General features: G+C 58.0%; 19 protein-coding genes and 5 tRNA genes. 18 read left to right on the top strand and 6 right to left on the bottom strand.

The genetic code is table 11. The features are described 5' to 3' along the window. Positions 1-117: 117 nt before the first annotated feature. From alaS to mgtE, 8 genes are all read left to right on the top strand, one after another. A complete protein-coding gene (alaS, locus tag EQV93_RS13030; RefSeq protein ID WP_240891707.1) occupies positions 118-2,736 on the top strand; it encodes an alanine--tRNA ligase in 2,619 nt (872 codons plus the stop codon). Between the two features lie 83 nt (positions 2,737-2,819). Beyond that, positions 2,820-4,055: an aspartate kinase gene (locus EQV93_RS13025; RefSeq protein WP_146426227.1), complete on the top strand. Its 1,236-nt coding sequence runs from the start codon at positions 2,820-2,822 to the stop codon at positions 4,053-4,055. A 174-nt stretch (positions 4,056-4,229) separates the two neighbouring features. Continuing rightward, the gene (gene csrA, locus EQV93_RS13020; RefSeq protein ID WP_003175645.1) at positions 4,230-4,418 is read left to right on the top strand and encodes a carbon storage regulator CsrA; all 189 of its coding nucleotides are present in this window, start codon (positions 4,230-4,232) and stop codon (positions 4,416-4,418) included. Between the two features lie 61 nt (positions 4,419-4,479). Beyond that, positions 4,480-4,570: transfer RNA gene (locus tag EQV93_RS13015), tRNA-Ser, on the top strand. A gap of 108 nt (positions 4,571-4,678) precedes the next feature. After that, positions 4,679-4,755, top strand: a tRNA-Arg gene (locus tag EQV93_RS13010). 70 nt (positions 4,756-4,825) lie between these two features. Then, positions 4,826-4,902: transfer RNA gene (locus EQV93_RS13005), tRNA-Arg, on the top strand. Between the two features lie 70 nt (positions 4,903-4,972). After that, a tRNA-Arg gene (locus tag EQV93_RS13000) sits at positions 4,973-5,049 on the top strand. 566 nt (positions 5,050-5,615) lie between these two features. Beyond that, positions 5,616-7,058 (top strand): magnesium transporter, encoded by a 1,443-nt coding sequence (gene mgtE / locus EQV93_RS12995; protein WP_146385162.1) that lies wholly within the window; start codon positions 5,616-5,618, stop codon positions 7,056-7,058. Between the two features lie 68 nt (positions 7,059-7,126). On the opposite strand, the gene EQV93_RS12990 is transcribed toward mgtE, so the two are convergent. Then, the gene (locus EQV93_RS12990) at positions 7,127-7,453 is read right to left on the bottom strand and encodes an Arc family DNA-binding protein (protein ID WP_122783389.1); all 327 of its coding nucleotides are present in this window, start codon (positions 7,451-7,453) and stop codon (positions 7,127-7,129) included. 368 nt (positions 7,454-7,821) lie between these two features. Between EQV93_RS12990 and phnN the strand changes: the two genes are divergently transcribed. After that, positions 7,822-8,397 carry a phosphonate metabolism protein/1,5-bisphosphokinase (PRPP-forming) PhnN gene (gene phnN / locus EQV93_RS12985; RefSeq protein ID WP_240891706.1) on the top strand — a complete coding sequence of 192 codons (576 nt, stop codon included), beginning with the start codon at positions 7,822-7,824 and terminating at the stop codon, positions 8,395-8,397. On the opposite strand, the gene EQV93_RS12980 is transcribed toward phnN, so the two are convergent. Then, positions 8,389-8,565, bottom strand: coding sequence for a PA3371 family protein (locus EQV93_RS12980; protein WP_240891705.1), 177 nt, complete (start codon positions 8,563-8,565; stop codon positions 8,389-8,391). The genes phnN and EQV93_RS12980 overlap by 9 nt on opposite strands. Positions 8,566-8,582: 17 nt before the next feature. After that, positions 8,583-8,822, bottom strand: a complete 240-nt coding sequence (locus tag EQV93_RS12975; protein ID WP_122783387.1) for a hypothetical protein — start codon at positions 8,820-8,822, stop codon at positions 8,583-8,585. Positions 8,823-9,137: 315 nt separating this feature from the next. On the opposite strand from EQV93_RS12975, the gene EQV93_RS12970 reads away from it, so the two are divergent. The 9 genes from EQV93_RS12970 (at position 9,138) to EQV93_RS12930 (ending at position 19,616) form a co-directional block, all read left to right on the top strand. Then, positions 9,138-9,214, top strand: a tRNA-Arg gene (locus EQV93_RS12970). Positions 9,215-9,495: 281 nt separating this feature from the next. Next, positions 9,496-10,224 carry a carboxymuconolactone decarboxylase family protein gene (locus EQV93_RS12965; RefSeq protein ID WP_442968886.1) on the top strand — a complete coding sequence of 243 codons (729 nt, stop codon included), beginning with the start codon at positions 9,496-9,498 and terminating at the stop codon, positions 10,222-10,224. A gap of 287 nt (positions 10,225-10,511) precedes the next feature. After that, a complete protein-coding gene (locus EQV93_RS12960) occupies positions 10,512-12,650 on the top strand; it encodes a TonB-dependent receptor family protein (RefSeq protein WP_240891704.1) in 2,139 nt (712 codons plus the stop codon). Positions 12,651-12,677: 27 nt separating this feature from the next. After that, positions 12,678-14,375: an ABC transporter substrate-binding protein gene (locus EQV93_RS12955; RefSeq protein WP_122783386.1), complete on the top strand. Its 1,698-nt coding sequence runs from the start codon at positions 12,678-12,680 to the stop codon at positions 14,373-14,375. Next, positions 14,372-15,304, top strand: a complete 933-nt coding sequence (locus tag EQV93_RS12950; RefSeq protein WP_122783385.1) for an ABC transporter permease — start codon at positions 14,372-14,374, stop codon at positions 15,302-15,304. The genes EQV93_RS12955 and EQV93_RS12950 overlap by 4 nt, the downstream gene beginning before the upstream one ends. A gap of 24 nt (positions 15,305-15,328) precedes the next feature. Further along, on the top strand, positions 15,329-16,570 hold the full coding sequence (locus tag EQV93_RS12945) for an acyl-CoA dehydrogenase family protein (RefSeq protein ID WP_240891703.1): 1,242 nt from the start codon (positions 15,329-15,331) through the stop codon (positions 16,568-16,570). 24 nt (positions 16,571-16,594) lie between these two features. After that, positions 16,595-17,488: an ABC transporter permease gene (locus EQV93_RS12940; RefSeq protein WP_122783383.1), complete on the top strand. Its 894-nt coding sequence runs from the start codon at positions 16,595-16,597 to the stop codon at positions 17,486-17,488. After that, complete coding sequence (locus tag EQV93_RS12935; RefSeq protein ID WP_240891702.1) at positions 17,485-19,134, top strand: dipeptide ABC transporter ATP-binding protein; 1,650 nt, start codon at positions 17,485-17,487, stop codon at positions 19,132-19,134. Before EQV93_RS12940 ends, EQV93_RS12935 begins: the two co-directional genes overlap by 4 nt. A gap of 317 nt (positions 19,135-19,451) precedes the next feature. After that, positions 19,452-19,616 (top strand): hypothetical protein, encoded by a 165-nt coding sequence (locus tag EQV93_RS12930; RefSeq protein ID WP_158637857.1) that lies wholly within the window; start codon positions 19,452-19,454, stop codon positions 19,614-19,616. 138 nt (positions 19,617-19,754) lie between these two features. On the opposite strand, the gene EQV93_RS12925 is transcribed toward EQV93_RS12930, so the two are convergent. From EQV93_RS12925 to EQV93_RS12915, 3 genes are all read right to left on the bottom strand, one after another. Beyond that, on the bottom strand, positions 19,755-20,996 hold the full coding sequence (locus EQV93_RS12925; protein WP_240891701.1) for a zinc-dependent alcohol dehydrogenase: 1,242 nt from the start codon (positions 20,994-20,996) through the stop codon (positions 19,755-19,757). 148 nt (positions 20,997-21,144) lie between these two features. Then, positions 21,145-22,326, bottom strand: coding sequence for a fumarylacetoacetate hydrolase family protein (locus EQV93_RS12920; protein WP_146385111.1), 1,182 nt, complete (start codon positions 22,324-22,326; stop codon positions 21,145-21,147). A gap of 95 nt (positions 22,327-22,421) precedes the next feature. Further along, on the bottom strand, positions 22,422-24,206 hold the full coding sequence (locus EQV93_RS12915; RefSeq protein WP_122783380.1) for an IlvD/Edd family dehydratase: 1,785 nt from the start codon (positions 24,204-24,206) through the stop codon (positions 22,422-22,424). Positions 24,207-24,218: the final 12 nt, after the last annotated feature.

Here is a 24,218-nt window from a genome sequence, read left to right as displayed (position 1 = left end):
ATCGTATAAACACGCTGTACCCAAGGCGAAGGGCCGATATAATGCGGCCCTTTGCGAGTCGCATTGTCGTTGGACATGATTGACTTGCCTCTGGCCGCAGCCTCCGTGGAAGAACCTATGAAAAGCGCAGAAATCCGTGAAGCCTTCCTTCGCTTCTTCGAGGAGCAAGGTCACACCCGTGTCCCTTCCAGCTCCTTGGTGCCGAATAACGACCCGACCCTGCTGTTCACCAACGCGGGGATGAATCAGTTCAAGGACTGCTTCCTGGGTCAGGAAAAACGAGCCTACACCCGTGCAACCAGCAGCCAGAAGTGCGTGCGTGCCGGTGGCAAGAACAGCGATCTGGAAAACGTCGGTTACACCGCTCGTCACCACACTTTTTTCGAAATGCTCGGCAACTTCAGCTTTGGCGACTATTTCAAGAAAGATGCGATCAACTTCGCCTGGACGTTCCTGACCGGCGCTTTGAAACTGCCTCAAGACAAGCTGTGGGTGACGGTCTACGCCAGCGATGACGAGGCCTACGACATCTGGACCAAAGATGTGGGCGTGCCGCCTGAGCGCATGATCCGCATCGGCGACAACAAGGGTGCTCCGTACGCGTCCGATAACTTCTGGACCATGGGCGATACCGGCCCGTGCGGCCCGTGCACCGAGATTTTTTACGATCATGGCCCTGAAATCTGGGGTGGCCCACCGGGCTCGCCAGATGAAGACGGTGACCGTTACATCGAAATCTGGAACAACGTATTCATGCAGTTCAACCGCACCGCCGATGGTGTGTTGCATCCGTTGCCAGCGCCGTCGGTAGACACCGGCATGGGCCTGGAGCGGATCAGTGCGGTGATGCAGCACGTTAACTCCAACTACGACATCGACCTGTTCCAGAGCCTGTTGAAAGCCGCTGCCGAAGCGATTGGTTGCGCCAACGAAGGTCAAGCCTCGCTTAAAGTCGTGGCCGACCACATTCGTTCGTGCAGCTTCCTGATTGCTGACGGCGTGCTGCCTTCCAACGAAGGCCGTGGCTATGTGCTGCGACGCATCATTCGTCGTGCGTGCCGTCATGGCAACAAACTGGGCGCAACCGGCAACTTCTTCTACAAGATCGTTGCGGCCCTGGTGGCCGAGATGGGTGCCAGCTTTCCGGAACTGGTGCGCGAGCAAGCCAACATCGAGCGCGTGCTTAAAGCCGAAGAAGAACAATTCTCCAAGACCCTGGAGCAGGGCCTGAAGATCCTTGAACAGGATCTGGCTGAGCTCAAAGGCACGGTTGTGCCGGGCGACGTGGTGTTCAAGTTGTACGACACCTACGGTTTCCCGATGGACCTGACGGCTGACATTGCCCGCGAACGTAATCTGACCGTAGATGAAGCCGGTTTTGAACGCGAGATGGAAGCCCAGCGAGTGCGCGCGCGTTCGGCCAGCTCGTTCGGTCTGGACTACAACACATTGGTCAAAGTGGACGTGCCAACCGAGTTCATCGGTTACAGCGCCACAGAAGGTTCGGCCAAAGTGATTGCTCTCTATAAAGAAGGCAAATCGGTCGACTTCCTTAATGAAGGCGACGAAGGCGTGGTGGTTCTCGATCAGACGCCGTTCTACGCCGAGTCGGGCGGGCAGGTCGGTGACTGCGGTTACCTGCAAGCCGGCGCAGCCCGCTTTGATGTGCGCGACACCACTAAAACGGGTGGCGCATTCCTGCATCACGGCGCTGTGGTAGCCGGTGCCTTGAAGGTCGGCGAAACCGTTACGACTCAGGTTGATGCGGATGTGCGTCACGCCACGGCATTGAATCACTCCGCCACTCACTTGTTGCACGCGGCTTTGCGCCAGGTGCTGGGTGAGCACGTGCAGCAGAAAGGTTCGTTGGTCGACAGTCAGCGCCTGCGTTTTGACTTCAGCCACTTCGAATCCATCAAGCCTGAGCAAATCAAGGCGCTGGAAGACATCGTCAACACCGAGATTCGCAAGAACACACCGGTTGAGATGCAGGAAACCGACATCGAAACCGCCAAGCAAAAAGGTGCCATGGCACTGTTTGGCGAGAAGTACGGCGACAGCGTTCGCGTACTGAGCATGGGCGGGGATTTCTCGGTTGAGTTGTGCGGTGGCATTCATGCCAGCCGTACCGGCGATATCGGCCTGTTCAAAATCACCAGCGAAAGCGGCGTAGCCTCGGGCATTCGTCGTATTGAAGCGGTGACCGGTGCAGCCGCTCTGGCGTATCTGAACGCCGCTGAAGAGCAGCTAAAGGAAGCCGCAAGCCTGATCAAAGGTTCGCGCGAGAACTTGATCGACAAACTGTCGGCCGTGCTCGAGCGTAATCGCCAGCTGGAAAAACAACTCGAACAATTGCAGGCCAAGGCCGCAAGCGCGGCGGGCGATGATCTGTCATCGTCTGCGGTGGATGTAAAAGGCGTAAAAGTGTTGGCTGCCCGCCTGGACGGTCAAGACGGCAAGGCGCTACTGGCGCTGGTTGATCAACTGAAGAACAAACTCGGCCGTGCAGTGATCCTGCTGGGCAGTGTTCATGAAGACAAGGTTGTACTGGTTGCAGGCGTAACCAAAGACCTGACTGGCCAACTCAAAGCCGGTGATTTGATGAAACAGGCCGCTGCGGCAGTGGGCGGGAAGGGCGGTGGTCGTCCTGACATGGCGCAGGGTGGTGGTGTTGATGCCGCCGCTCTGGATGCCGCGCTGGCCCTGACTGCGCCATTTGTCGAACAGGGTATCTGAGGTCCAGTACGCGCGGTCGTCTAGTGGCCGCGCGTCGTTTGAATGATAAATGGGCGCCCTTTATGGGCTGAGGCTGCTTTGAAATGGCTTTGATCGTACAAAAATTTGGAGGCACCTCGGTCGGCACTGTCGAGAGAATCGAGCAGGTCGCCGATAAAGTTAAGAAGTTTCGCGAAGCCGGCAACGATCTGGTGATTGTGCTTTCTGCGATGAGTGGCGAGACCAATCGCCTGATCGAACTGGCCAAACAGATCAGCGATCAGCCGTTGCCTCGTGAACTGGATGTGATTGTGTCCACTGGCGAGCAGGTGACGATTGGCTTGCTGGCGATGGCGCTGAACAAGCGTGGCGTGCCCGCGGTGTCTTACACCGGCAGCCAGGTGCGTATCCTCACCGACAGTTCGCACACCAAAGCCCGCATTCTGAAGATTGACGATGAAAAGATTCGCTCCGACCTCAGCGCCGGGCGCGTTGTCGTCGTGGCGGGCTTCCAGGGGGTTGATGAGCACGGCAACATCACGACCTTGGGGCGTGGCGGCTCTGACACCACCGGTGTGGCCTTGGCGGCAGCTTTGAAAGCTGATGAATGCCAGATCTACACCGATGTTGATGGCGTCTACACCACGGACCCACGGGTTGTGGCCAAGGCTCAGCGTCTGGAAAAGATCACCTTCGAAGAAATGCTCGAAATGGCCAGCCTTGGCTCCAAGGTGTTGCAGATTCGCGCTGTCGAGTTCGCAGGCAAGTACAACGTTCCGCTGCGCGTATTGCACAGCTTCAAAGAGGGGCCGGGCACCCTCATTACTATTGATGAAGAGGAATCCATGGAACAGCCGATCATTTCTGGCATCGCTTTCAACCGCGACGAAGCCAAGCTGACCATCCGTGGTGTGCCAGACACTCCGGGCGTGGCGTTCAAGATTCTGGGGCCTATCAGCGCGGCCAACATTGAAGTCGACATGATCGTGCAGAACGTTGCGCACGATAACACCACCGACTTCACCTTTACCGTGCACCGCAATGACTACCAGGCGGCTTACCAGGTGCTCGAAAACACCGCTAAAGAGATCGGTGCGCGTGAAGTGGTGGGTGACACCAACATTGCCAAGGTTTCGATCGTCGGCGTGGGCATGCGCTCTCACGCGGGTGTTGCCAGTCGCATGTTTGAATCGTTGGCCAAAGAGAACATCAATATCCTGATGATCTCGACGTCCGAGATCAAAGTGTCAGTGGTGATCGAAGAGAAGTACCTGGAGCTGGCCGTGCGTTCCCTGCACACCGCTTTTGAATTGGATGCACCGGCCCGTCAGGGCGAGTAAGTGTTGCCAAGGGCGAGGTTGATCCGCGCCCTTTGTTTTTTTGATCTGCATGAACGCACTCCGTCATGTTGGTCAATACTTGGGGCAGCGGGCTATAGCTATTTAGCTAGTAGTCCCAAGCCCCTTTTTTTTGCAGACTGTTGTCCCTGAATTGAATAGCGTGAGGAGAAACGTATGCTGATTTTGACTCGCCGATGCGCGGAAAGCCTGATCATAGGCGATGGTGAGATTACGGTGACCGTGCTTGGGGTTAAAGGAAACCAAGTGCGTATAGGTGTGAATGCCCCCAAGGAAGTGGCTGTACACCGTGAGGAAATCTACCTGAGGATCAAGAAGGAAAAGGACGAAGAACCAAGTCTTTAATTTTATTTAAGTTTTTAGTTGCATACGGGGAAAAGGCTGGTTATTATACGCCCCGTGTTGCGGAGAGGTGGCCGAGTGGCCGAAGGCGCTCCCCTGCTAAGGGAGTACATCTCAAAAGGGTGTCGGGGGTTCGAATCCCCCCTTCTCCGCCATTATTTATGTAGCACGTTCAAATCTAGCCGGTTTCAGTAAGTTGTTGAAATTATTGAAAAAAAAGCTTGGCAGAGAGATTTAACGGTCTATAATACGCAGCTTCAAATGCACTCGTAGCTCAGCTGGATAGAGTACTCGGCTACGAACCGAGCGGTCACAGGTTCGAATCCTGTCGAGTGCACCATTTAAGAGTTAGTTGCTTCGGTAGTTAACTTTGCTTCAACCAGGGTGGTCTGGTCTAACAAACACAACTTGCACTCGTAGCTCAGCTGGATAGAGTACTCGGCTACGAACCGAGCGGTCACAGGTTCGAATCCTGTCGAGTGCACCAATTAAGAGTTAGTTGCTTCGGCGGTTAACTTTGCTTCAACCAGGGTGGTCTGGTCTAACAAACACAACTTGCACTCGTAGCTCAGCTGGATAGAGTACTCGGCTACGAACCGAGCGGTCACAGGTTCGAATCCTGTCGAGTGCACCAAACACCAAAAAGCCTGCACATTGTGCGGGCTTTTTGCTGTCTGCGATTTAAGAAATTTCGTGAGCAGCAACTGCTCTTGAATTAACCTGCCAAGGCGATGTCGGATAGATACACAGGCGTGAGAGCTGCGACTGAGTACCGAGCGTTCGCAAAATGCGGTTAACCTTCGTCGGGCTTAAGCCGGCTTCACCCAACCTTCCTCTTTATCGGCGACCATGTAGGGGCATTCGCCCTCAGAACCGTTACAAATTGAGCGTTCGCGATGGGTTGCCCGTATCTCAGGCCACCGGCGAGACCCTGGGTATGTGCTCTGCCGGGTTTGCTGTTCGTCGCAATGTGAGCTTTCAAGGTAAATACTAAAAACGCCTCGCAAGCATCTGTTAACGCCGAGATTTTTAGCGTCTTTAATTTTTAAGCCGTGTATGATTGCGCCCGTCAGCCCCGCCGGGGCTTGTGGAATACCTCCATGGACTTACCCAGTAGTTACTTAGCATCCTGTTTTTCCAATCATGAATTGACTGATTGATCCTTCCGGCGTGCCCTGCTGCTGGGAGTGGAGCTCGCCTATGACCGAAGTTGAAGTAAAGAAAACCCAAGACAGCCTGCAAAGTCGTCTTGCTCAAGTAATTGAACTGCTCAACCGCCAGCGTGTGGTCGAAGATCTGACTCATCGTCAGGAAGGCCATCACCATGACCGGGTTGAAAACCTGGTTCATCGGCAAAATCTTGTTGAACTTCAGCGCAAGCTCGAAGACCTGCACTCCGCGGACGTTGCCTACATCCTGGAAGCTTTGCCCCTGGACGACCGTTTAACGGTCTGGCAGCTGGTCAAGGCTGACCGTGATGGCGACATCCTGCTTGAAGTTTCTGACTCCGTACGTGAAACCCTGATCGCCGACATGGACGATCACGAGCTCCTGGCAGCAGCCAAGGAGATGGACGCTGACGAACTCGCTGACCTGGCCCCCGAGCTGCCGCGAGACGTTGTCCATGAGCTGATGGAGACCCTCGATGCCCAGCAGCGTGAGCGTGTTCGCTCCGCGCTGTCGTATAACGAGAACCAGGTCGGCGCCTTAATGGACTTCGAGATGGTGACAATCCGCGAGGATGTCAGCCTTGAAGTGGTATTGCGCTACCTGCGCCGGCTCAAAGAGTTGCCGGGCCATACCGATAAGCTGTTTGTGGTCGATTATGACGGCGTGCTCAAAGGCGTGCTGCCGATCAAGCGTTTGCTGGTTAATGATCCCGAAAAGCAAGTGGTCGATGTCATGGCCAGCGACCCGGTCAGTTTCCAGCCAGATGAAGACGCCTACGATGCTGCGCAAGCCTTCGAGCGTTATGACTTGATCTCTGCCCCGGTGGTCGACAAGAACGGCAAGCTGATCGGCCGTCTGACCATCGATGAAATGGTCGATTTGATTCGTGAGGAAAGCGAAAGCGAAGTCCTCAATATGGCGGGTTTGCGCGAAGAAGAAGACATTTTCGCGTCAGTCTGGAAGTCGCTGCGTAACCGTTGGGCCTGGTTGGCGGTCAATCTGGTGACGGCGTTCATCGCCTCGCGCGTTATCGGGCTGTTTGAAGGTTCCATTGAAAAGCTGGTGGCGCTGGCCGCGCTGATGCCCATTGTGGCGGGTATTGGCGGCAACTCCGGCAACCAGACCATCACCATGATCGTACGGGCCATGGCGCTTGATCAGGTCAACACCGGCAGCACTTCGCGTTTGATGCGCAAGGAGCTGGCCGTGGGCCTGATTAACGGTCTGGTGTGGGGCGGTGTGATTGGCGTAGTGGCCTATATGCTGTATGGCAGTTGGTCGCTTGGGATCGTGATGACGGCAGCAATGACCCTTAACCTGTTGCTGGCTGCGCTTATGGGTGTACTGATCCCCATGACGCTGGCCAAATTGGGGCGTGACCCGGCCATGGGCGCCAGTGTCATGATTACCGCCATGACAGACAGTGGCGGGTTCTTTATCTTCCTTGGGTTGGCAACGATCTTCCTGCTTTGATCCGCCCCAGGCGTAAATGACGTCCATAAAAAAAGCCAGCTGAGCTGGCTTTTTTTATGGCAGGTAGATCAGGATGCTTTGGCGGCTGCTTCAGCATCGTGAGCGATCAGAGCTACCAGTGCATTTTGTTGACGGTGCGAAAGCTGGCGAAAGCGTTGCAGCAATTCGCGTTCATGCAGGGAAAGCTCTGGGCTGTCCAGGCGCATGCTCAGATCATCACCCAGGGATCCTTCCTGAATAAGACTTTGCTCCAGTCGAGCAATGATTTCTGAGTTCATGCTGCGGTGATGTTCGCGAGCCACTTCAGCAATACGCTCGCGCATTCCGTCTGGCAGGCGTACGACGAACTTGTCAGCCGTACGGCTTGAGTAAATTGCCTGTTTCAATGGGCGCATTATAGTTAACCGGTTAGTTCAGGGGAGCGGTTCTCGGAATTGGCCGCGGGATGGCACTTATGACCATCCTTTTGACCAAATGTTCAACCTGAATTGTTAAGAGGCGCGCATCATGCCTCAAATCCGCCACTTCCCTGGCGTCAATTCTGTGACAAATATTGAACCGGATACAGGCTTTATGCCAGTAGCCATGATCAAAATGTGCGCTGAATTGAGGCATACCGCTACATTTTTCTTTAAAAAATATCCGTTCGGATAGATTTGCACGACATCATGTGCTTGAAAGTCAGTAGTCGGCCCCTTACCTGTAGACATCAATGAGGTTGGGCGCAGTTATACGGGCGGTCAAGCCCCCGGAGATCCAAAGCATGTCAGGCAAACTTATTTATTTGATGGGCCCCTCGGGCTCCGGCAAGGATAGCCTGATTGACGCGGTTCGGCCTTATCTGGCGCGCCGCGGATGTGAAGTCATTCAACGTGTCATCACCCGCTCCCCGGAAGCTTTGGGGGAGGAGGCGCGTGGTGTCTCTGCCGAAGAGTTTCAGGTGCTCAAGGCTCAGGGTGCCTTTGCCCTGCATTGGCAAGCCAATGGGCTGGAATATGGCATTCCCGTGCAGATTGATGAGTGGTTGAGAGCGGGTCGCCATGTACTGGTCAACGGGTCTCGGGGGCACTTAAAGCATGCGCGGGAACGTTACCCTGACTTGATGCCCATTATGTTGCGAGTTGAAACCCCGGTCTTGCAGCAGCGCTTATTGGCGCGTGGTCGTGAGACGAGAGAAGAAATCTTCGCCCGGCTTGAGCGAAATCGATCATTTCTTGAGACTACGCAGGCGATGCACGGTGAGCGTATTCACCTGCTGGACAACTCGGCAGCCTTGTCGAGTGCGGTGCAACAACTCCTGGCCATCATCGATGAGGGCATAAAAACAGGCTCAGCGTAACTGCGGGTCGAACTTGATCCTGCGCCCGATGATTCGTGCCACCAGCCAGCTTGCAAAAAATACCACTGCCGCGATTAAAGGCGCATTGCCAAACGCTCCCTGAGAGACCACATCAAGGGCCAGGCTGAACAACGCCATCATCAACAATCCAAAAGCAATTTTTGACATGAGTATTTACGCTCTTTTTAAAATGCCCAGCGCTCGTCTTGGCTGTTCTGAATGGCAGCAGCCTGTTCGGCGGCCAGTTGCGGCGATATCTGGGTATTGCCTGACATAACGGCGCGTTGGGGCAGGACCTTCAGAGGTTTTTCGTAAGTGCCAGCCACATCGGCTGTCTGCTCGGTCTGGGTCGCCACGGGTTGAAAGTGAAAAACCACCAGCACGACTAGAGCGACGGCGTTTAATAGAATCAGGGTGCTATTCATGGCTGCCACCTCTGAGGGCATGGACGGAATACTGTTAATAGAGCAGTCTTCGTGCCAACTTGAATGTTCGATAAAACCCTTTAAATACAGCGTGTTACGGTAATTTTTAGGGGGTCTTGGATTGCAAATTGCAATGATGGCATTTGGCTGTAGTGCAAATTGCACGATGTGAGTGGTGCGTGATTTATTGTTCGTATCGATATTGGCTGCAGAGTGTTCAGGCAGGGGACCCTGTCGCGCAGCGCCTGACAGTTAAAAAGCCCAAGGACGACATGACAAATTAAGGGATGCCCGTTACCATGCACGCCGTTATTTGTCTCAGTAGCTCAATTGGATAGAGCATCCCCCTCCTAAGGGGAAGGTTGCAGGTTCGAACCCCGCCTGGGACACCATATTTTCTCGCTTGCCGGTTTTAATCCTCTTTTAGCCGTAAACGAGGTTGCTTGAACCTCGCAGTATTGATGAGCCTTTCTCACAAGGCCTTGCCTTTTTCCCGCCTACTCTCAACTCACTTTATCGTCTAACGTTCTTTGCGACGTTGCAGCGTTCGGCTATCCGCTGGGTGCCTATGAGCCTGACAGGGCGATAGGTTACGCACACGCGTCGATATTTCAGCCGGTACGCGATTGCACCCCCCGCAGTCGCTGGATGTTTTTTGACAGGAGTCGCGTTGATGAGACCTTTTATCGCACCACTGGTGGCCTTGACACTGATGGCGGCATCTTCCACTTCAATGAGTACAACGTCTGCCAGCGGCACGCTGTCGAACAAACAGTTGGCCATTCCTGTGATCGCCGCGTTTATGGCGTCCAGTGACCTTCCGCGGCTTAATCAGGCCTTGAACCAAGGGTTGGACGCGGGGCTGACCGTCAGTGAAACCAAGGAAATTCTGGTGCAGTTGTATGCCTATGCTGGGTTTCCGCGCAGCCTCAACGCACTCGGCGAGCTGATGAAGGTGCTGGAGGCGCGCAAACAGCGCGGTATCGAGGACGCACAGGGGCGTGACCCGGTACGGGAGATCCCCACCGGTGATGCCTTGCTTGAGGCAGGGATTGCCAATCAAACCCGCATTTCGGGGGGTGTGGTGAAGGGGCCGCTGTTCGAGTTCGCGCCGGTCATCAATCAATACCTGCAAACCCATTTGTTCGGCGACATTTTTGAGCGCGACAACCTTGACTGGCAAAGCCGTGAGCTGGCTACCGTAGGTGCCTTGGCCGCGACACCCGGTGCCGAGCCTCAACTGCTTGCCCATATGCTGGCCAGTCTGCGGGTCGGTTTGACGGCTGAACAATTGCGCCAGGTCACCCATGTGCTCTCTGAGCGTGTGGATAAGGCTGTAGCGGATCGCGCGAATGAAGCAATGACTCAAGCCTTGGCGTCGGAGAAAACAACCCGGCCATAATCGTCGACGGTTGATGAGCATTCACGGCAGTCTGCGCACTGCCTCAATGGCCTCGTACTGAAATCATCAGGCGAGGCCTTTTTGCATTTCAGCACTGTTGCTCAGCCAACACTGGCTGAACATTCGACGGCCATTGCAACACAACCACGTCTTGTAACTTGCCCTTAACCCTCCTGAAAACAGGCACTTGGCCAGTTGGCACGCTCGCTGCAATGGCTCTGTCATCGTGAGATTGACTATGCCCATAGAAACTCGCCTATCTCTTAATTCAGGTGGGGAGCAAGACTTTGAAGCGTGCGCAATTGGTAACTTCGACTGTATTCCGACATTCATCCTTATTCGCTGTCAGCAGCGCTTTATTAACCTTGGCCCCCTTTGTCTCGGCCGATGATGCAAACCCCAATGCCGAAAAGCGCTTAAGTACGGTCACCGTACAGGCCGCTAAACAGAGTGAAGTGCAGGCCGCTCAGGCCAAGCTCGACGAAGTCGCCGGTGGCACCAGTCTGGTGACTCAGGCTGAGGTCGAAAAAGGTCGCTCGGCCACCCTTGAAGATACGCTGGCCTATCAGCCGGGTGTCTATGCACAGGCGGCTGGCGGTAACGACGCGATCAAGATTTCGATCCGCGGTTCCGGGGCCAATACTTCGCCCGGTTATTTTCGTGAAGGCACCAAATTTCTCTTCGACGGGCTCGCGCTGACTGGTGCGGGCGGCACACCTTATGAGCTGCTCGATACCCAAGGCCTGAACTACACCGAAGTTCTGCGCGGCGCCAATGCTTTTGAGTACGGCGCCTTGTCGTTGGGTGGGGCGATCAACTTTGTCACCCAGTCCGGGCTGACCGCGCCGGGCAATCGGGTCAAGCTTGAAGGCGGCAGTTTTGGCTGGCAGAAGCAGACGCTGAGCACCGGCGGGGTAGTGGGGGACGGCGATTATTTTGTCAGTGTCGATAACTCACGTCGCGACGGTTATCAGGATTTCACCTTGGCCAAGGCCCAAGGTGTGGTCGGTAACTTCGGCTACCGCTTCAACCCCAAGCTGGAGACCCGCCTGATCATTCGCTACCGCGAGGAATATCACGAAAACGCCGGTTTGCTGACACTGGAGCAGTTGAAAAAGAACTCGCGCCAGACCAACATCGCCACCCGCGACACCCGTGGCGACTCGACCAAGCCCGGCTCAACCTGGGTGGGCAGCAAAACCACCTACACCTTTGACGATGACGCCACGCTGGAAGCCGGGCTGGTCTACCACAATTACCCGCAGGTTCTCAGCCGCAAAAGCACGGTCAACCCCAACTATTGGGACTGGCGTGACATCAACTACTCGCTCAAATACACCCGCAATGACGAAGTGTTCGGCCTGTCCAGCACCAGCACGGCAGGCTGGAGCAGTACCGAGCACGTTCGTGCCGGAGTGCGCACGTATCAGGGCAGTAAAGACCTCGATATCCTGCAAAAGCAGGTCAAGTACGACGGTTCTTTCGACCACGTGTTCAGCCTCGGCAATGACTTGGGCCTGACCGATAACCTGTACCTGGCCACCGGTGTGTCGGCGATCCAGATCAAGCGCGATGTCAACGTGACCTACAGCGACCGCGCCAACACCAGCGGCTTGCCTAACCATTACGACTATGACGAATGGAAGCTCGCGCCGCGCATCGGCCTGCGTTACTACATAGCCCCGGACGTGCAACTGTTCGGTAACGTCAGTCGCTCCATCGACCCACCCAGCTCGTGGTCCATCTCCGGTTCCGGGATCACCAGCAACTACGCCAAGCCGCTGGTGCCGCAAGCGGCCAACACCGTGGAGTTCGGCATCAAAGGCAAGTCGGGGATTTTCGACGGCAGTCTGGCGTTCTATAAATCGTGGATTAAAAACGAGCTGCTGAGCGTTGAAGTGCTACCGGCCACAACCACCTCGGCGGCGGTGGTCTCCACCTCCAATGCCACGCCGACCATTCACCAAGGCATTGAAGCGGGTTTGAGCACGCGACTGTGGGAGGGCAGCAATGGCGACACCCTGACGTGGCGTCAGGCTTACACCCTCAATGACTTCCATTACGAAAACGACCCGCTGTTCAACAAGAACGAACTGCCCGGCTTGCCCAAGCACGTGTATCAAGGCGAGTTGCAGTACCAGTTTGCCAGCGGCTTCTATGCCGGGGTCAACGTGCGCTCGGTGTCGAGTACGGCCGTCGATTACGCCAACACCTTCTACGCACCGTCCTACACCTTGTGGGGCGCGCGCATGGGCTATGACGATCCGGGTAAAACCTGGCAGGTGTACCTGGACCTGAAAAACCTCACCGACAAGGATTACGTCACCGCCGTATCGCCGGTCTACAACGCGCAGGGCAAGGACGTTGCGGCGCTGTATCCGGGCGATGGCTTTGGTGCCTTCACCGGCATCACTTACAACTTCTAAGCCATGCGGCGCGGGTGGAGAACCTAGATGATCCTGATTACACGGCTCGCACAGCTAACGGCACTCGCCAGTGTGCTGGCGCTGGGTGCTTGCAAACCGGCCAACGAAGCGCCGCGTGCAGGGGTTGCGAACGCCGCCAGCATCAGCGACGCGCCTGATGATTATCGCGAAGTCAGCCCCGGCAAGCCGGGCGGAACGCTGCGGCTGTCGACCTCGTCTGACACCACCACCCTGGACGTTCACTCCATTTCACACGGCAACACGCAGTGGCTGGGGCGCATTCTGTTCGACTGTCTGGTGTACCAGGACGAGCACGGGAATATTTCGCCCTGGCTGGCCAAGTCCTGGGACATCTCGCCCGACGGCAAGACCTACACCTTCCACTTGCGCGACGACGTGACCTTCAGCGACGGCGAGAAATTCGACGCTCGTGCGGTGCAAGTCAACCTTGAACACATGCGCGACCCGGCGACCAAGTCGCCGTTGGCGGCTGCCTATATCGCGCCTTATGTAGACGGGCGAATCGTCGATGACTACACCTTTGAAGCCCATCTGCGCGAACCCTATTCACCTTTTCTCGACGTGCTGGCGCAGTCTTACCTGAGCATGTTGTCGCCGCGCCAGATTACTCAAGCGCCTAAATCCATTGCCGAGCATGCCATCGGTACGGGGCCGTTTGTGCTCGAAAGTTACACCCGCGATCAAGGCCTCACCTTCGTCAAGCGCAAGGGCTATCACTGGGCGCCTGCGGTCACCCGGCATCAAGGTGAGGCCTACCTTGATCGTCTGGAGGTGAGCATTGTTCCCGAGCCGATGATCCGCTTCAGCGCCCTGGAATCGGGGCAGTCGGACTTTACCGTCGATGCCCCCACCCAAAATGCGCAGGCCATTCGCAACAACCCGCAGTTGCAGATGCTCACCCGCATTCGCAAGGGCAATCCGTTTCGCAGCCTGACGTACAACGTAGAGAAATTTCCGTTTCAAGACGTGGTGGTGCGCCGGGCGGTGGCCAAGGCGATTGATCGTGATGGGCTGGCCTGGATCACCGGGTTTGGTGAATACCAGCCCAAGGGCGATTTTCTGGCCGCCAACACCCGTTACTACACCCCGGACTTCAAAGACGTACTGGCCTACGACGTGAGCGAAGCCAATCGTCTGCTCGACAGCGCCGGTTGGCAGCAGCGTGATGGCGAAGGTTATCGGGTCAAGGACGGCCAGCGTCTGGCGGCGCGGTTGGCGACTTACGAGTCCGGTGCTTACCCCAGCAGCGTGGCGGTAGCCATACAGGCCGACCTGAAAAAAGTCGGCTTCGAACTGACCATCGACATGCTGCCACTGGCGCAGCTGACTGAACGGCGATACGCCGGTAATTTCCAGCTCTTGGGCGGTGGTTATTGGCACACCAACACCCCGGACGGGCTTTACATCCTCTATCACAGCAATGCTGTCAGCACCCCCACATTTATTGGGCAAAACGTCGGTGGTTTTCGGGATGCCACGCTGGACGCGGCCTTGACGGCGGCGCGCCAGACCAGCGATCCGGTAGCGCTGAGCGGGCTGTATCGGATTGCCCAGCAGCAACTGGTGGAGAACGTCCCAGCGGTGCCGGTGTTCGAGAGTTATGTGCTGGTGGCCTACCGCAAAGCGGTCAAGGGATTGATCTTCGATACTTCGCACAACACCCCGGTGTTTACCACCGTCTGGCTCGATCAGGAGGCCCCATGAATCTGTTGCGTTTGGTCATGCGTCGGGTGTTGTCCGGCATAGGGGTGTTATGGGGCGCTGCCACCCTCACGTTTTTGGCCATGAACCTGAGTGCCGGCGACCCGGCGCTGGCCATCCTGGGCGGCCCCGGTGCCATGCCCACGGCTGAACTGATTGCCAAGGTGCGCGCTGAATATGGCCTGGATCAATCACTGATCGTGCAATACGGCCATTATCTGGGGCGTCTGGTTCAGGGTGATTTGGGCGACTCCTACCGTCTGGGCACGCCGGTCGGCAACGTGATTGCCGGGCAATTGGGCGCCACTGTGCAACTCTCGCTCAGCGCCGCAGCCTTGGCTGTGCTGCTGGCCGTGCTGGTCGCGGTGCTGAGTGCCCATCGGGCGCCGTGGATTCGCTCGCTGGTGTCGGGCACCGAACTGGTGGTGGCCTCGGCACCGTCCTTTGTGATCGGGCTGGGCCTGCTATTGGTATTTGCCTTCGGCTGGCACCTGTTGCCGCCGTCCGGCTCCAACGGCTGGCAGGCGTTGATCCTGCCCAGCGTGGCGCTGGCCTTGCCGGTGGCGGCCGTGTTGAGCCAAGTACTGCGCCAGGCCCTTGAAGACATCCTCGAACAACCCTTTATCGCAATGGCGCGTGCGCGTGGCATGTCCGAAACCGGCGTGCGCCTCAAGCATGCGTTGCGCCATGCGCTGGTGCCGTTGGTCACGTTGTCCGGCTTCGTATTCGCCAGCTTGCTGGGCGGTGCCGTGGTGATCGAATTGCTGTTTTCCCGCCAGGGCATTGGCCGTCTGATGCTTGACTCGGCCGTGTCCAAGGATGTGCCGCTGCTGCTGGGGATAACCTTGCTGGCGGCAACCATTTACGCGGTCGTGAACCTGTTCGTCGACCTGATCAACCATTGGGTGGACCCGCGAGCCACCGCCGTGTAATGCCAATCCAAGCAAGGAACTGCCATGACTGATCTCACTTCCTACCGCGCGCTCAAGGCGCGTTTCCAGCCGCTGTTCGAGCAGATTGGCGCGGGCGCCGTCGAGCGTGAACAGCATCGCCAACTGGCCTTCGAGGCGGTCAACGTATTACGCACCAGCGGCTTCAGCGCCCTGCGTGTGCCCCAGGCGCACGGCGGTGCCGGTGTCAGCCTGCCGGTGCTGTTTGGCCTGTTGATTGATCTGGCTGAAGCCGACTCGAACCTGCCGCAGATCGTGCGGGCGCATTTCGGCTTTGTCGAAGGTCGCTTGTCCAGCGGCGATGCGGCCTCGCAGGATTATTGGTTTGCCAAAGTGGTGGCGGGGCAGTTGTGGGGCGCGGCGATGGCGGAGCGCAGCGACAGCAGCACCAACTCGGTCAGTCTTCACGCGCAGGGCAATGGCTGGCGTTTGAACGGTGAAAAGTATTACTGCACCGGCACGATTTATGCCGATTGGGTGGCCGCGGTGGCCATGCACGACGAGGACTTTGTCAGCGTGGTCGTGGCAGTGGACGCCCCCGGCGTCACCCGCGAAGACGACTGGGACGGCTTTGGTCAGCGTCTGAGCGGCAGCGGCACCACCCGTTTTGATCAGGTAGACGTACCGCACGCGCACATCTTACGGCGTTTCAAACCCGGTGAACTGCGGGCCGAGTCGTATCTTTCATCGTTCTACCAACTGTTCCACCTCGCCACGCTGGCCGGTATCGCCCGTGCGGCCCTGCGTGACGCCACTGCGTTTGTGCAAGGACGCACCCGCGCCTTCGGCGTGCCGGGTCAATCCAGCCCCAAGGATGATCCGCTGGTGCAACGGGTGATCGGTCGCCTGTCGAGCCTGGCCTACGCCAGCGAAACACTGGTGTTGGCGACTGCCGAAGTCCTTGAGGCAGTCCACCAGCACGAACTTGAGGGCCGTGCAGAGGAGGCGGATTACGTCGAAGCCGACATCCGTACCTTCCAGGCCCAGCAGGTGGTGCTTGAACAGGTGCTGGAAGCCACCACGCTGCTGTTCGAAGTGGGCGGTGCTTCTGCCACCAGTCAGGCGCGGCGCCTTGATCGTCATTGGCGCAACGCCCGCACACTGGCCTCGCACAACCCGGCGATCTACCGCGAGCGGGCGCTGGGCAATTACTACCTCAACGGCATCAGCCCCGGCGCTGCGTGGCGTGCACTGCATGAGCAGGACGGCGCAAACACTGCCACCCGTGATGAAGCCAGCGCGGTTTGATCCCACCCCTCAGGAGTTGTAGCCATGAACCCGCCCGTCAATCACACCGCACGCTTAGGCCTGATCGACGTCGCGCCCGTGTTCGCGGCCCATGGGGTACGCTCGCGGCGCTGGACGGTGCGTCCGGGGCTGGCGTTGGCCGGATTGTTCGTACTGTTTTTGCTGATTGCCGCGCTCCAGCCCGCTTGGCTGGTGAGCGGCGATCCATTGCAGGCCAGCGCCCGAGAGGCCTTTCGTGCCCCTGACAGCGTGTATTGGCTGGGCACTGACGAAAATGGTCGAGACATCCTTACCCGGCTGGTGTACGCGGTTCGCCCGTCACTGGTGCTGGGCGTGAGCGCCACGGCCATCGGTTTGCTGGTGGGCACCGTGTTCGGGTTGGCGGCGGGGTTGGGGCCGCGCTGGCTGGACGGCGCCGTCATGCGCACGGTTGATGTGTTGCTGGCCTTTCCTGACCTGTTGCTGGCACTGGTGATCATCACCTTCTTCGGCCAAGGCCAGCTCAACCTGATTCTGGCCGTGGGCATCGCCAGCGTGCCGCGTTACGCCCGTCTGGTGCGTGCGCAAACCTTGGGGGTACGCAGTGCCGGGTATGTTGAAGCGGCCACTACCTTGGGCTTGAGCCGAGCGGCAGTGATTGTTCGGCACATCCTGCCCAATGCGATCAAGCCGGTGCTGATATTGGCCACCATCGGCATCGGCGGCAACATCGTCAACGGTGCCGCGCTGAGTTTTCTGGGCTTTGGCGCGCCGCCGCCAGCGCCGGAGTGGGGCGGCATGCTCGCGATGGGCCGCAACTATTTGGCGAACGCCGGGTGGCTAGTGGCATGGCCCGCGTTAGCCATCACCTTGACCGTGGTTTCAATCAGCGCGATCGGCCGTGAGCTGTTGCGCCGCAGCGAAGGAAAACGCCCATGAGCAACGTCCCCCTGATCGAGGTGCAAGACCTGCACGTTCGCTTTGGTGCACAGACCGCACCGACCCTCAAAGGCATCAGTTTTGAGCTACAGGCGGGTGAGTGCCTGGCACTGGTGGGCGAGTCCGGCTCGGGCAAAAGCGTGACCTCGCGCACCCTGGCGGGGCTGACCGGTGCGAACGCCATCATCCAGGCTCGGCGACTGGCGTTTGCCGGGCGCGATCTGCGTCACTTCGATGAACGCAGCTGGCGTCAGGTGCGTGGCGCGCAGATAGGCTTTGTGATGCAGGACGCACTGGGTTCGCTCGACCCCTTGCGCCCGGTCGGTAAGGAAATTGCCGAGCCTTTGCTCTTGCATACCGAACTGAATCGGGCGCAGCGCGAGGCGAAGGTGATTGAACTGCTGCGCGCCGTGGGCGTGCCGGAGCCCGAGTTGCGCGCCCGTCAATACCCGCATCAACTCTCGGGCGGTTTGCGCCAAAGGGCCTTGATCGCCTCGGCGATTGCCTGCAACCCGCGCTTGCTGATCGCCGACGAACCGACCACTGCGCTCGACACCACGGTGCAAGCGCAGGTTCTGGCCTTGCTTGAATCACTGCGGGGCGACAGTACCGCGATGCTGATCGTCAGCCATGATTTGGCCGTGGTCTCGCGTCTGGCCAATCGGGTGGCCGTCATGCACAACGGTGTGATCGTCGAACAAGGCAGCGTCGACCAAGTGCTGCTCGACCCGCAACATCCCTATACCCAATACCTGTTGCGCGCGGGCAGGGCGGTGCACTTTCGTCGAACGCCAAGCGCTGCGCGGCCACCGTTGGCCCTTGTGCCGACCCAGCAAGACGCGCCGCTGTTGCACGTGAACGCGCTGAGCAAAGCCTTCAAAGGCCCTGACGGGCAACTGCGCACCGTGGTCAATCAAGTGTCCTTGCAACTGCGCCGTGGCAAGACTCTGGGCATCGTGGGCGAATCCGGCTCCGGTAAAACCACCTTGACGCGCATGATCCTCGGCTTGGAAACCCCCGACAGTGGCGACATTCAGATCAATGGCCAGCCGTGGCTAACCTTGTCACCGGCGCAAAAACGTCAAGTGCGGCGCAGCATCCAAGTGGTGTTTCAGGACCCGCTCAGCTCCTTTGACCCGCGTTACAACGTACGCAAGGTGCTGTTTGAAGCCCTGCAGGTAGCCGGTCATCAGCGCGGCGAATGGCCACGACGTGCAGAAGAACTGCTTAAGCTGGTGCACCTCGATGCCGACTTGCTGGAGCGCCGCCCCATCGAACTCTCGGGCGGTCAGCGCCAGCGCATTGCGATAGCCCGTGCATTGGCGGCGGGACCGAAGATTCTGGTGTGTGATGAACCCGTTTCCGCGCTGGACGTTTCGGTACAAGCGCAGATTCTTGAACTGCTGGACGACCTCAAGCGGCGACTGGGCCTGGCGTGCTTGTTTATCTCCCACGACCTGGGCGTGATCAACCACGTCAGCGACGACGTGCTGGTGATGAAAGACGGCGTGGCGGTGGAAAGTGGCCCGGTACGCGAGGTGTTTGATCACCCGCAGCATCCGTATACGGTGGCCTTGCTGGAAGCGATACCGCATTTGGAGAGTGGCCGCCGGGTGGCCTTTGACTTTCTTAAGTTGGCGATATGATCTGGCCTTCGCCCCGGTTTTGATCTGGTTTTTGATTTGGTTTTTGAACTTGATCTGCCGACCCTTCGGCAGGTCGAATGGATAGGTACACAGTTAAAATCGAATAAAACCTTTCCCTCACCCTAACCCTCTCCCTGTTTATATCGTGAACTTATCCAGCAGTTGCAGGGGAGAGGGGACTGGTCAGCGGTCGACATTAATAATGTTTTACCCACTCGTCCGATATACAACAATAATTAAAACTTTCTGAAGGGCGAAGTATCGGAATATTACGAGCCCTGGAGTTCGTAAATGTTAACCACAGGAAGGTATACACAATGACGACTGGCGGAAATAAATCAGACCATTCTTCCGATAAAGCCACGGATAAAAAAGGCACGCATTCGGACGATAAAAAAACCACCCAAGGTGCCCACGATAAAGACAAAGCGCACGATTCAGGGAAAAAGGCCGATGACAAAAGTCATACGGGCAAGAAGTAAATCGTGAAAAAAATAACCCCGGCTCCGGCCGGGGTTATTTATGTCGGTTATATAAGTACGTGTGTAAAAGAAATAAGCAGGCTGGGATAACGGTACAACCGGCGAACGGCATGACCCCGCAGTTCGCCGATAGGTTATTTATTCTGCCAAAGGCCGTGGATTAAAAGCGCCTTCGGGTTCAACCAAAGGCTCTGTCATACCCGTCTTGTTATTACCCGGCGTCAGAATAACCTTGCGGCATTTATCTTCTTTTTTATCGAACATCTTATAGCCTTCGGCGGCCTGTTCCAGGTTCATGCGGTGGCTAATGATCACTTCGGGGGCAAGACGACCGGTCTCGATATGGCCCAAAAGCTCTGGTAGAAAACGCTGCACATGGGTCTGGCCCATTTTGAACGTCAGCCCCTTGTCGAAAGCATCGCCAAACATGAAGCCGTGAATGAATCCGGAATAGACCCCAGGCACGCTCACCACGCCGCCACGACGAACCGCGGCAATGCACTGTCGCAACGCTTTGCCGCTGCTGCCTTCGAGCTTGAGGGTGGCCAGTACCGTTTCAGTGGTGCTGCCCTTGGCCTCGAATCCCACCGCATCGACCACACCGTCAACACCGCGCATGCCTTTGGTCTGGCGAATGATGGTGTCGGCCGGATCATTGTCGTCATCGAAGTTGATGGGGATGACGCCATAGGTTTTTTGCGCGAAGTCCAGGCGGTACTGATGGTGATCCACCATGAAGATTTGATCGGCACCCAGCATCCGGGCGCAGGCTGCGCTCATCAAGCCCACGGGGCCTGCGCCATAAATGGCCACGCTGGAACCTTGACCAATACCGGCATTGGTCACGGCCTGATAAGCCGTGGGCAGAATGTCTGACAGAAACAACACTTTCTCGTCAGCCAGGGTTCCCGGTACTTTGAAAGGCCCGGTGTTGGCTTTGGGCACGCGCACATATTCGGCTTGTCCGCCCGGTATTCCGCCATACAGATGGCTGAAACCAAACAAGGCCGCCCCCGAGGGGATGGCTTTTTTGTTGATGATTGCGCCACGGCCAGTGTTGGTGGTTTCACAGGCAGCAAACAGATCCAGGTTGCAGAAAAAGCAGCTGCCGCACGCAATCACGAACGGGATCACCACGCGGTCACCGGGTTGTACCGCCGTCACGGCCGAGCCGGTTTCCTCTACGATGCCCATGAATTCGTGGCCGAAAATGTCACCCTGTTCGGTCTTGGGAATTTTGCCGCGATACAGGTGCAAGTCAGAGCCACAAATGGCCGTGGCAGTCACCCTCAGAATGAGGTCGTCATTTTCTTCAATGACCGGGTCCGGCACAGTATCGACTTTGACGTTATGGGCGCCGTGATAAGTGAGTGCTCTCATGCGTGTACTCCTCTGACTGGTTGGCCTGTGTTAACAGCAGAGAGAGGTTTGAGTAATGAAGTTCAACCTTTTTGAACGCTCGCGTGACCAGTGGTCGTGTCAGGCGCACGGCCCACAGAGGGCCTTGCGCCTGACATCCTGCAAGGCCCTAAGCCAGCAGCCCGCGCATTGCCAGATTCTTCATCAACGCGCCTACCCCAAATGCCCATTGCGGCGCCTGATCACTGCCTGTGACCCGGTTATGCAAGGCGCCCAATGTGGGCGATGAAATGCTCACCACATCATCGGCCTTGTGGGTGAACCCTTGTCCCGGCTGATCACGGTCGTCGGTGGGGGCGAACAGGGTGCCGAGAAACAGCACAAAGCCGTCTGGGTACTGGTGATTTTCATTGAGGGTCTGCCGCGCCAGATCCGCCGGATCGCGGCTGATCTGATTCATCGAGCTTTTGCCGTTCAGCACATAGCCGTCCACGCCCTCGACCCGCAAGGTCACTTCGCATTCACGCACATGGTCGAGGCTGAAGTGTTCGTCAAACAAACGAATAAACGGCCCCAGCGCGCAGGATGCGTTGTTGTCTTTGGCTTTGCTCAGCAGCAAAGCACTGCGCCCTTCAAAGTCGCGCAAGTTGACGTCATTACCCAGGGTGGCACCGTGGATTCGGCCCTGGCTGTCCACCGCCAACACCACTTCCGGCTCGGGATTGTTCCAGCTCGAACCGGGGTGCACGCCAATGGCGTTGCCACTGCCAACGGCAGCGAGGACCGGTGCCTTGGTGAAGATTTCCGCATCTGGGCCAATGCCGACTTCGAGGTATTGCGACCACATGTTCTGTTCGATCAGTACCTGCTTGAGGCGCAAGGCCTCAGACGAGCCGGGACGAAGATCACGCAAGTTGTCGCCAATCACCTCCTGCACCAGCGCACGAATTTCTTGAGCGCGCAGGGCATCGCCCCCGGCTTTTTCTTCAATGACCCGTTCGATCATGCTGGCGGCAAACGTTACACCTGCGGCCTTGATCACGTGCAGGTCAGCAGGGGCCAGCAGGTAAGGTTTATTCATATCGCGCTGTTCGCCACTGTTGGCCAGCAGCGTGTGGATCGAACCCAGGGACGTACCCCTGATTTCGCGCACGGCTTGCAGCGGGTTGTCGCTGTCGAGCAACAGGCTCAGGGTCGGGAAGTGAGCGGTGCAGTCGATCACGTCGCCGTCTCGAATCACCACCACGGCCGGGCCACCCTGCTCGCCCGGCAACCAGACGCGCCCGATCAGTGTGGCGCGCTGCCAGTCGTTGGGCAGAGAGTTTTCAGCATTCAGATTCAGCGTTTGCATAGAGCCATCCTTATATCGATTCACGTGTAGCCGCTGACGAGGGACGAGGCTGCGATGGGCGGCGAAGCGGCCCCGGCCAGCGGCTCCTCAATGGCTTAGTGAGAGTGGCGGGGCGGGCCGTTTTCCGGGATTACGCGCCAGTACAGGGTCGCCGGTTCCAGGCAGCCGCCGGTGGACAGTTGGCCGACCAGTTGGCGATACAACTCCTGCCACGGGGTTTGTGACGGGGCCAGCGGGGGCAGCGGTTCCTGACGGCGCTCATTGAGTACGCTGTCATCCACCAGCAAGTTCACGCTGCGCGCGTTGAGGTCCACACGCAGGCGGTCACCTGTGCGCAGCAGCGACAGGCCGCCACCGACGGCCGATTCCGGGGACATATTGAGAATGGACGGGCTGGCCGAGGTGCCGCTTTGGCGGCCGTCGCCCATGCACGGCAGCGAATCGATGCCGGCTTTGATCATGGCCGAGGGCGGGGTCATGTTGACCACCTCGCCACTGCCGGGGAAACCCACAGTGCCGCAGCCGCGAATCACCAGGATGCAACGCTCGTCGATGTCCAGTGAAGGGTCATTGATGCGCGCCTGATAGTCTTCCGGCCCTTCAAACACAATCGCCCGGGCTTCGAAGCTGTTGGGTTGCAGCGGGTCGCTGAGGTAAGTGCTGCGGAAGGCTTCGCCCACCACCGACATTTTCATGATGGCGCTGTCGAAGAAGTTGCCGCTGAGCACGATAAACCCGGCGCGGTGCATCAGCGGGTCTTCGAACGGTCGAATCACGTCGCGGTCGCCGGTCACGCAGTCGGCGACCACCTCGCCGATGCTGCGACCACTGACGGTGCGGCAATCGCGGTGCAGCAGGCCGACTTTGTCCAGCTCATGCATCACGGCCGGTACGCCGCCTGCGCGGTGGAAACTTTCGCCCAGGTATTCACCGGCCGGCATGCAGTTGACCAGCAAAGGCACGTCCTCGCCGACACGCTGCCAGTCTTCAAGCGACAGGTCGATGCCGCTGTGCCGAGCGATGGCAATCAGGTGCGGCGGGCAGTTGGTTGAAGCGCCGAGTGCCGAGGCAACGGCGATGGCATTTTCAAACGCCGCGTGGGTCATGATCTGTGACGGGCGCACGTCTTCGCGCACCAGATCGACAATCCGCATACCCGTTGCATAAGCCATTTGCCCACGCTCGCGGTACGGCGCGGGAATGCTGGCGCAACCGGGCAACGACATGCCCAGGGCTTCGGCCAGCGCGTTCATCGACAGCGCGGTACCCATGGTGTTGCAGTGGCCCACTGACGGCGATGACGCGGTCGTCAGGGTCATAAACCCTTCGTAATCAATCTCGCCTGCGCTGAGCAGGTTGCGTGCATGCCACAGCACCGTGCCGGAGCCGATGCGCTGACCTTTGTGCCAGCCGTCGAGCATCGGCCCGCCCGACAGCACGATGGAGGGCAGGTCGGTGGTGGCCGCCGCCATCAAACAGGCCGGGGTGGTCTTGTCGCAACCGGTGGTCAGTACCACGCCGTCGAGGGGGTAGCCGTGCAGCACTTCAACCAGGCCCAGATAGGCCAGGTTGCGATCCAGTGCCGCGGTGGGGCGGCGTGATTGCTCGGCAATCGGGTGCACTGGAAACTCCATCGGAATACCGCCCGCATCGCGAATGCCGTCCTTGACCCGTTTGGCCAGTTCGATGTGATGGCGGTTACAGGGCGTGAGGTCGCTGCCGGTCTGGGCGATGCCGATAATCGGCCGCCCGGATTGCAGTTCGGCCCGGGTCAGGCCCTGATTCATGTAGCGTTCCACGTAGAGCGCGGTAAGGTCAGCGTGGCTCGGGTCGTCAAACCACAGCTGGCTGCGCAGGCGGCGTGGGGTTGAATCGGTCATGGCAGGCTCCAG

Origin of the sequence: Pseudomonas sp. TMW22091 (assembly GCF_022496705.1) — a bacterium.
Lineage (GTDB): Bacteria > Pseudomonadota > Gammaproteobacteria > Pseudomonadales > Pseudomonadaceae > Aquipseudomonas > Aquipseudomonas saxonica.
Note: the sequence above shows the minus strand (reverse complement) of the source record. Positions and strands in the feature narration are given on the sequence as shown.

Coding starts and splice junctions, on each gene's coding strand:
- EQV93_RS12990 (WP_122783389.1), bottom strand. CDS start 7,453: ATGCGCCCATTGAAACAGGCAATTTACTCAAGCCGTACGGCTGACAAG.
- alaS (WP_240891707.1), top strand. CDS start 118: ATGAAAAGCGCAGAAATCCGTGAAGCCTTCCTTCGCTTCTTCGAGGAG.
- EQV93_RS12925 (WP_240891701.1), bottom strand. CDS start 20,996: ATGAGAGCACTCACTTATCACGGCGCCCATAACGTCAAAGTCGATACT.
- EQV93_RS12935 (WP_240891702.1), top strand. CDS start 17,485: ATGAGCAACGTCCCCCTGATCGAGGTGCAAGACCTGCACGTTCGCTTT.
- phnN (WP_240891706.1), top strand. CDS start 7,822: ATGTCAGGCAAACTTATTTATTTGATGGGCCCCTCGGGCTCCGGCAAG.
- EQV93_RS12945 (WP_240891703.1), top strand. CDS start 15,329: ATGACTGATCTCACTTCCTACCGCGCGCTCAAGGCGCGTTTCCAGCCG.
- EQV93_RS12955 (WP_122783386.1), top strand. CDS start 12,678: ATGATCCTGATTACACGGCTCGCACAGCTAACGGCACTCGCCAGTGTG.
- EQV93_RS12975 (WP_122783387.1), bottom strand. CDS start 8,822: ATGAATAGCACCCTGATTCTATTAAACGCCGTCGCTCTAGTCGTGCTG.
- EQV93_RS12940 (WP_122783383.1), top strand. CDS start 16,595: ATGAACCCGCCCGTCAATCACACCGCACGCTTAGGCCTGATCGACGTC.
- EQV93_RS13025 (WP_146426227.1), top strand. CDS start 2,820: ATGGCTTTGATCGTACAAAAATTTGGAGGCACCTCGGTCGGCACTGTC.
- EQV93_RS12915 (WP_122783380.1), bottom strand. CDS start 24,206: ATGACCGATTCAACCCCACGCCGCCTGCGCAGCCAGCTGTGGTTTGAC.
- EQV93_RS12980 (WP_240891705.1), bottom strand. CDS start 8,565: ATGTCAAAAATTGCTTTTGGATTGTTGATGATGGCGTTGTTCAGCCTG.
- EQV93_RS12965 (WP_442968886.1), top strand. CDS start 9,496: ATGAGACCTTTTATCGCACCACTGGTGGCCTTGACACTGATGGCGGCA.
- EQV93_RS12950 (WP_122783385.1), top strand. CDS start 14,372: ATGAATCTGTTGCGTTTGGTCATGCGTCGGGTGTTGTCCGGCATAGGG.
- mgtE (WP_146385162.1), top strand. CDS start 5,616: ATGACCGAAGTTGAAGTAAAGAAAACCCAAGACAGCCTGCAAAGTCGT.
- csrA (WP_003175645.1), top strand. CDS start 4,230: ATGCTGATTTTGACTCGCCGATGCGCGGAAAGCCTGATCATAGGCGAT.
- EQV93_RS12930 (WP_158637857.1), top strand. CDS start 19,452: ATGACGACTGGCGGAAATAAATCAGACCATTCTTCCGATAAAGCCACG.
- EQV93_RS12920 (WP_146385111.1), bottom strand. CDS start 22,326: ATGCAAACGCTGAATCTGAATGCTGAAAACTCTCTGCCCAACGACTGG.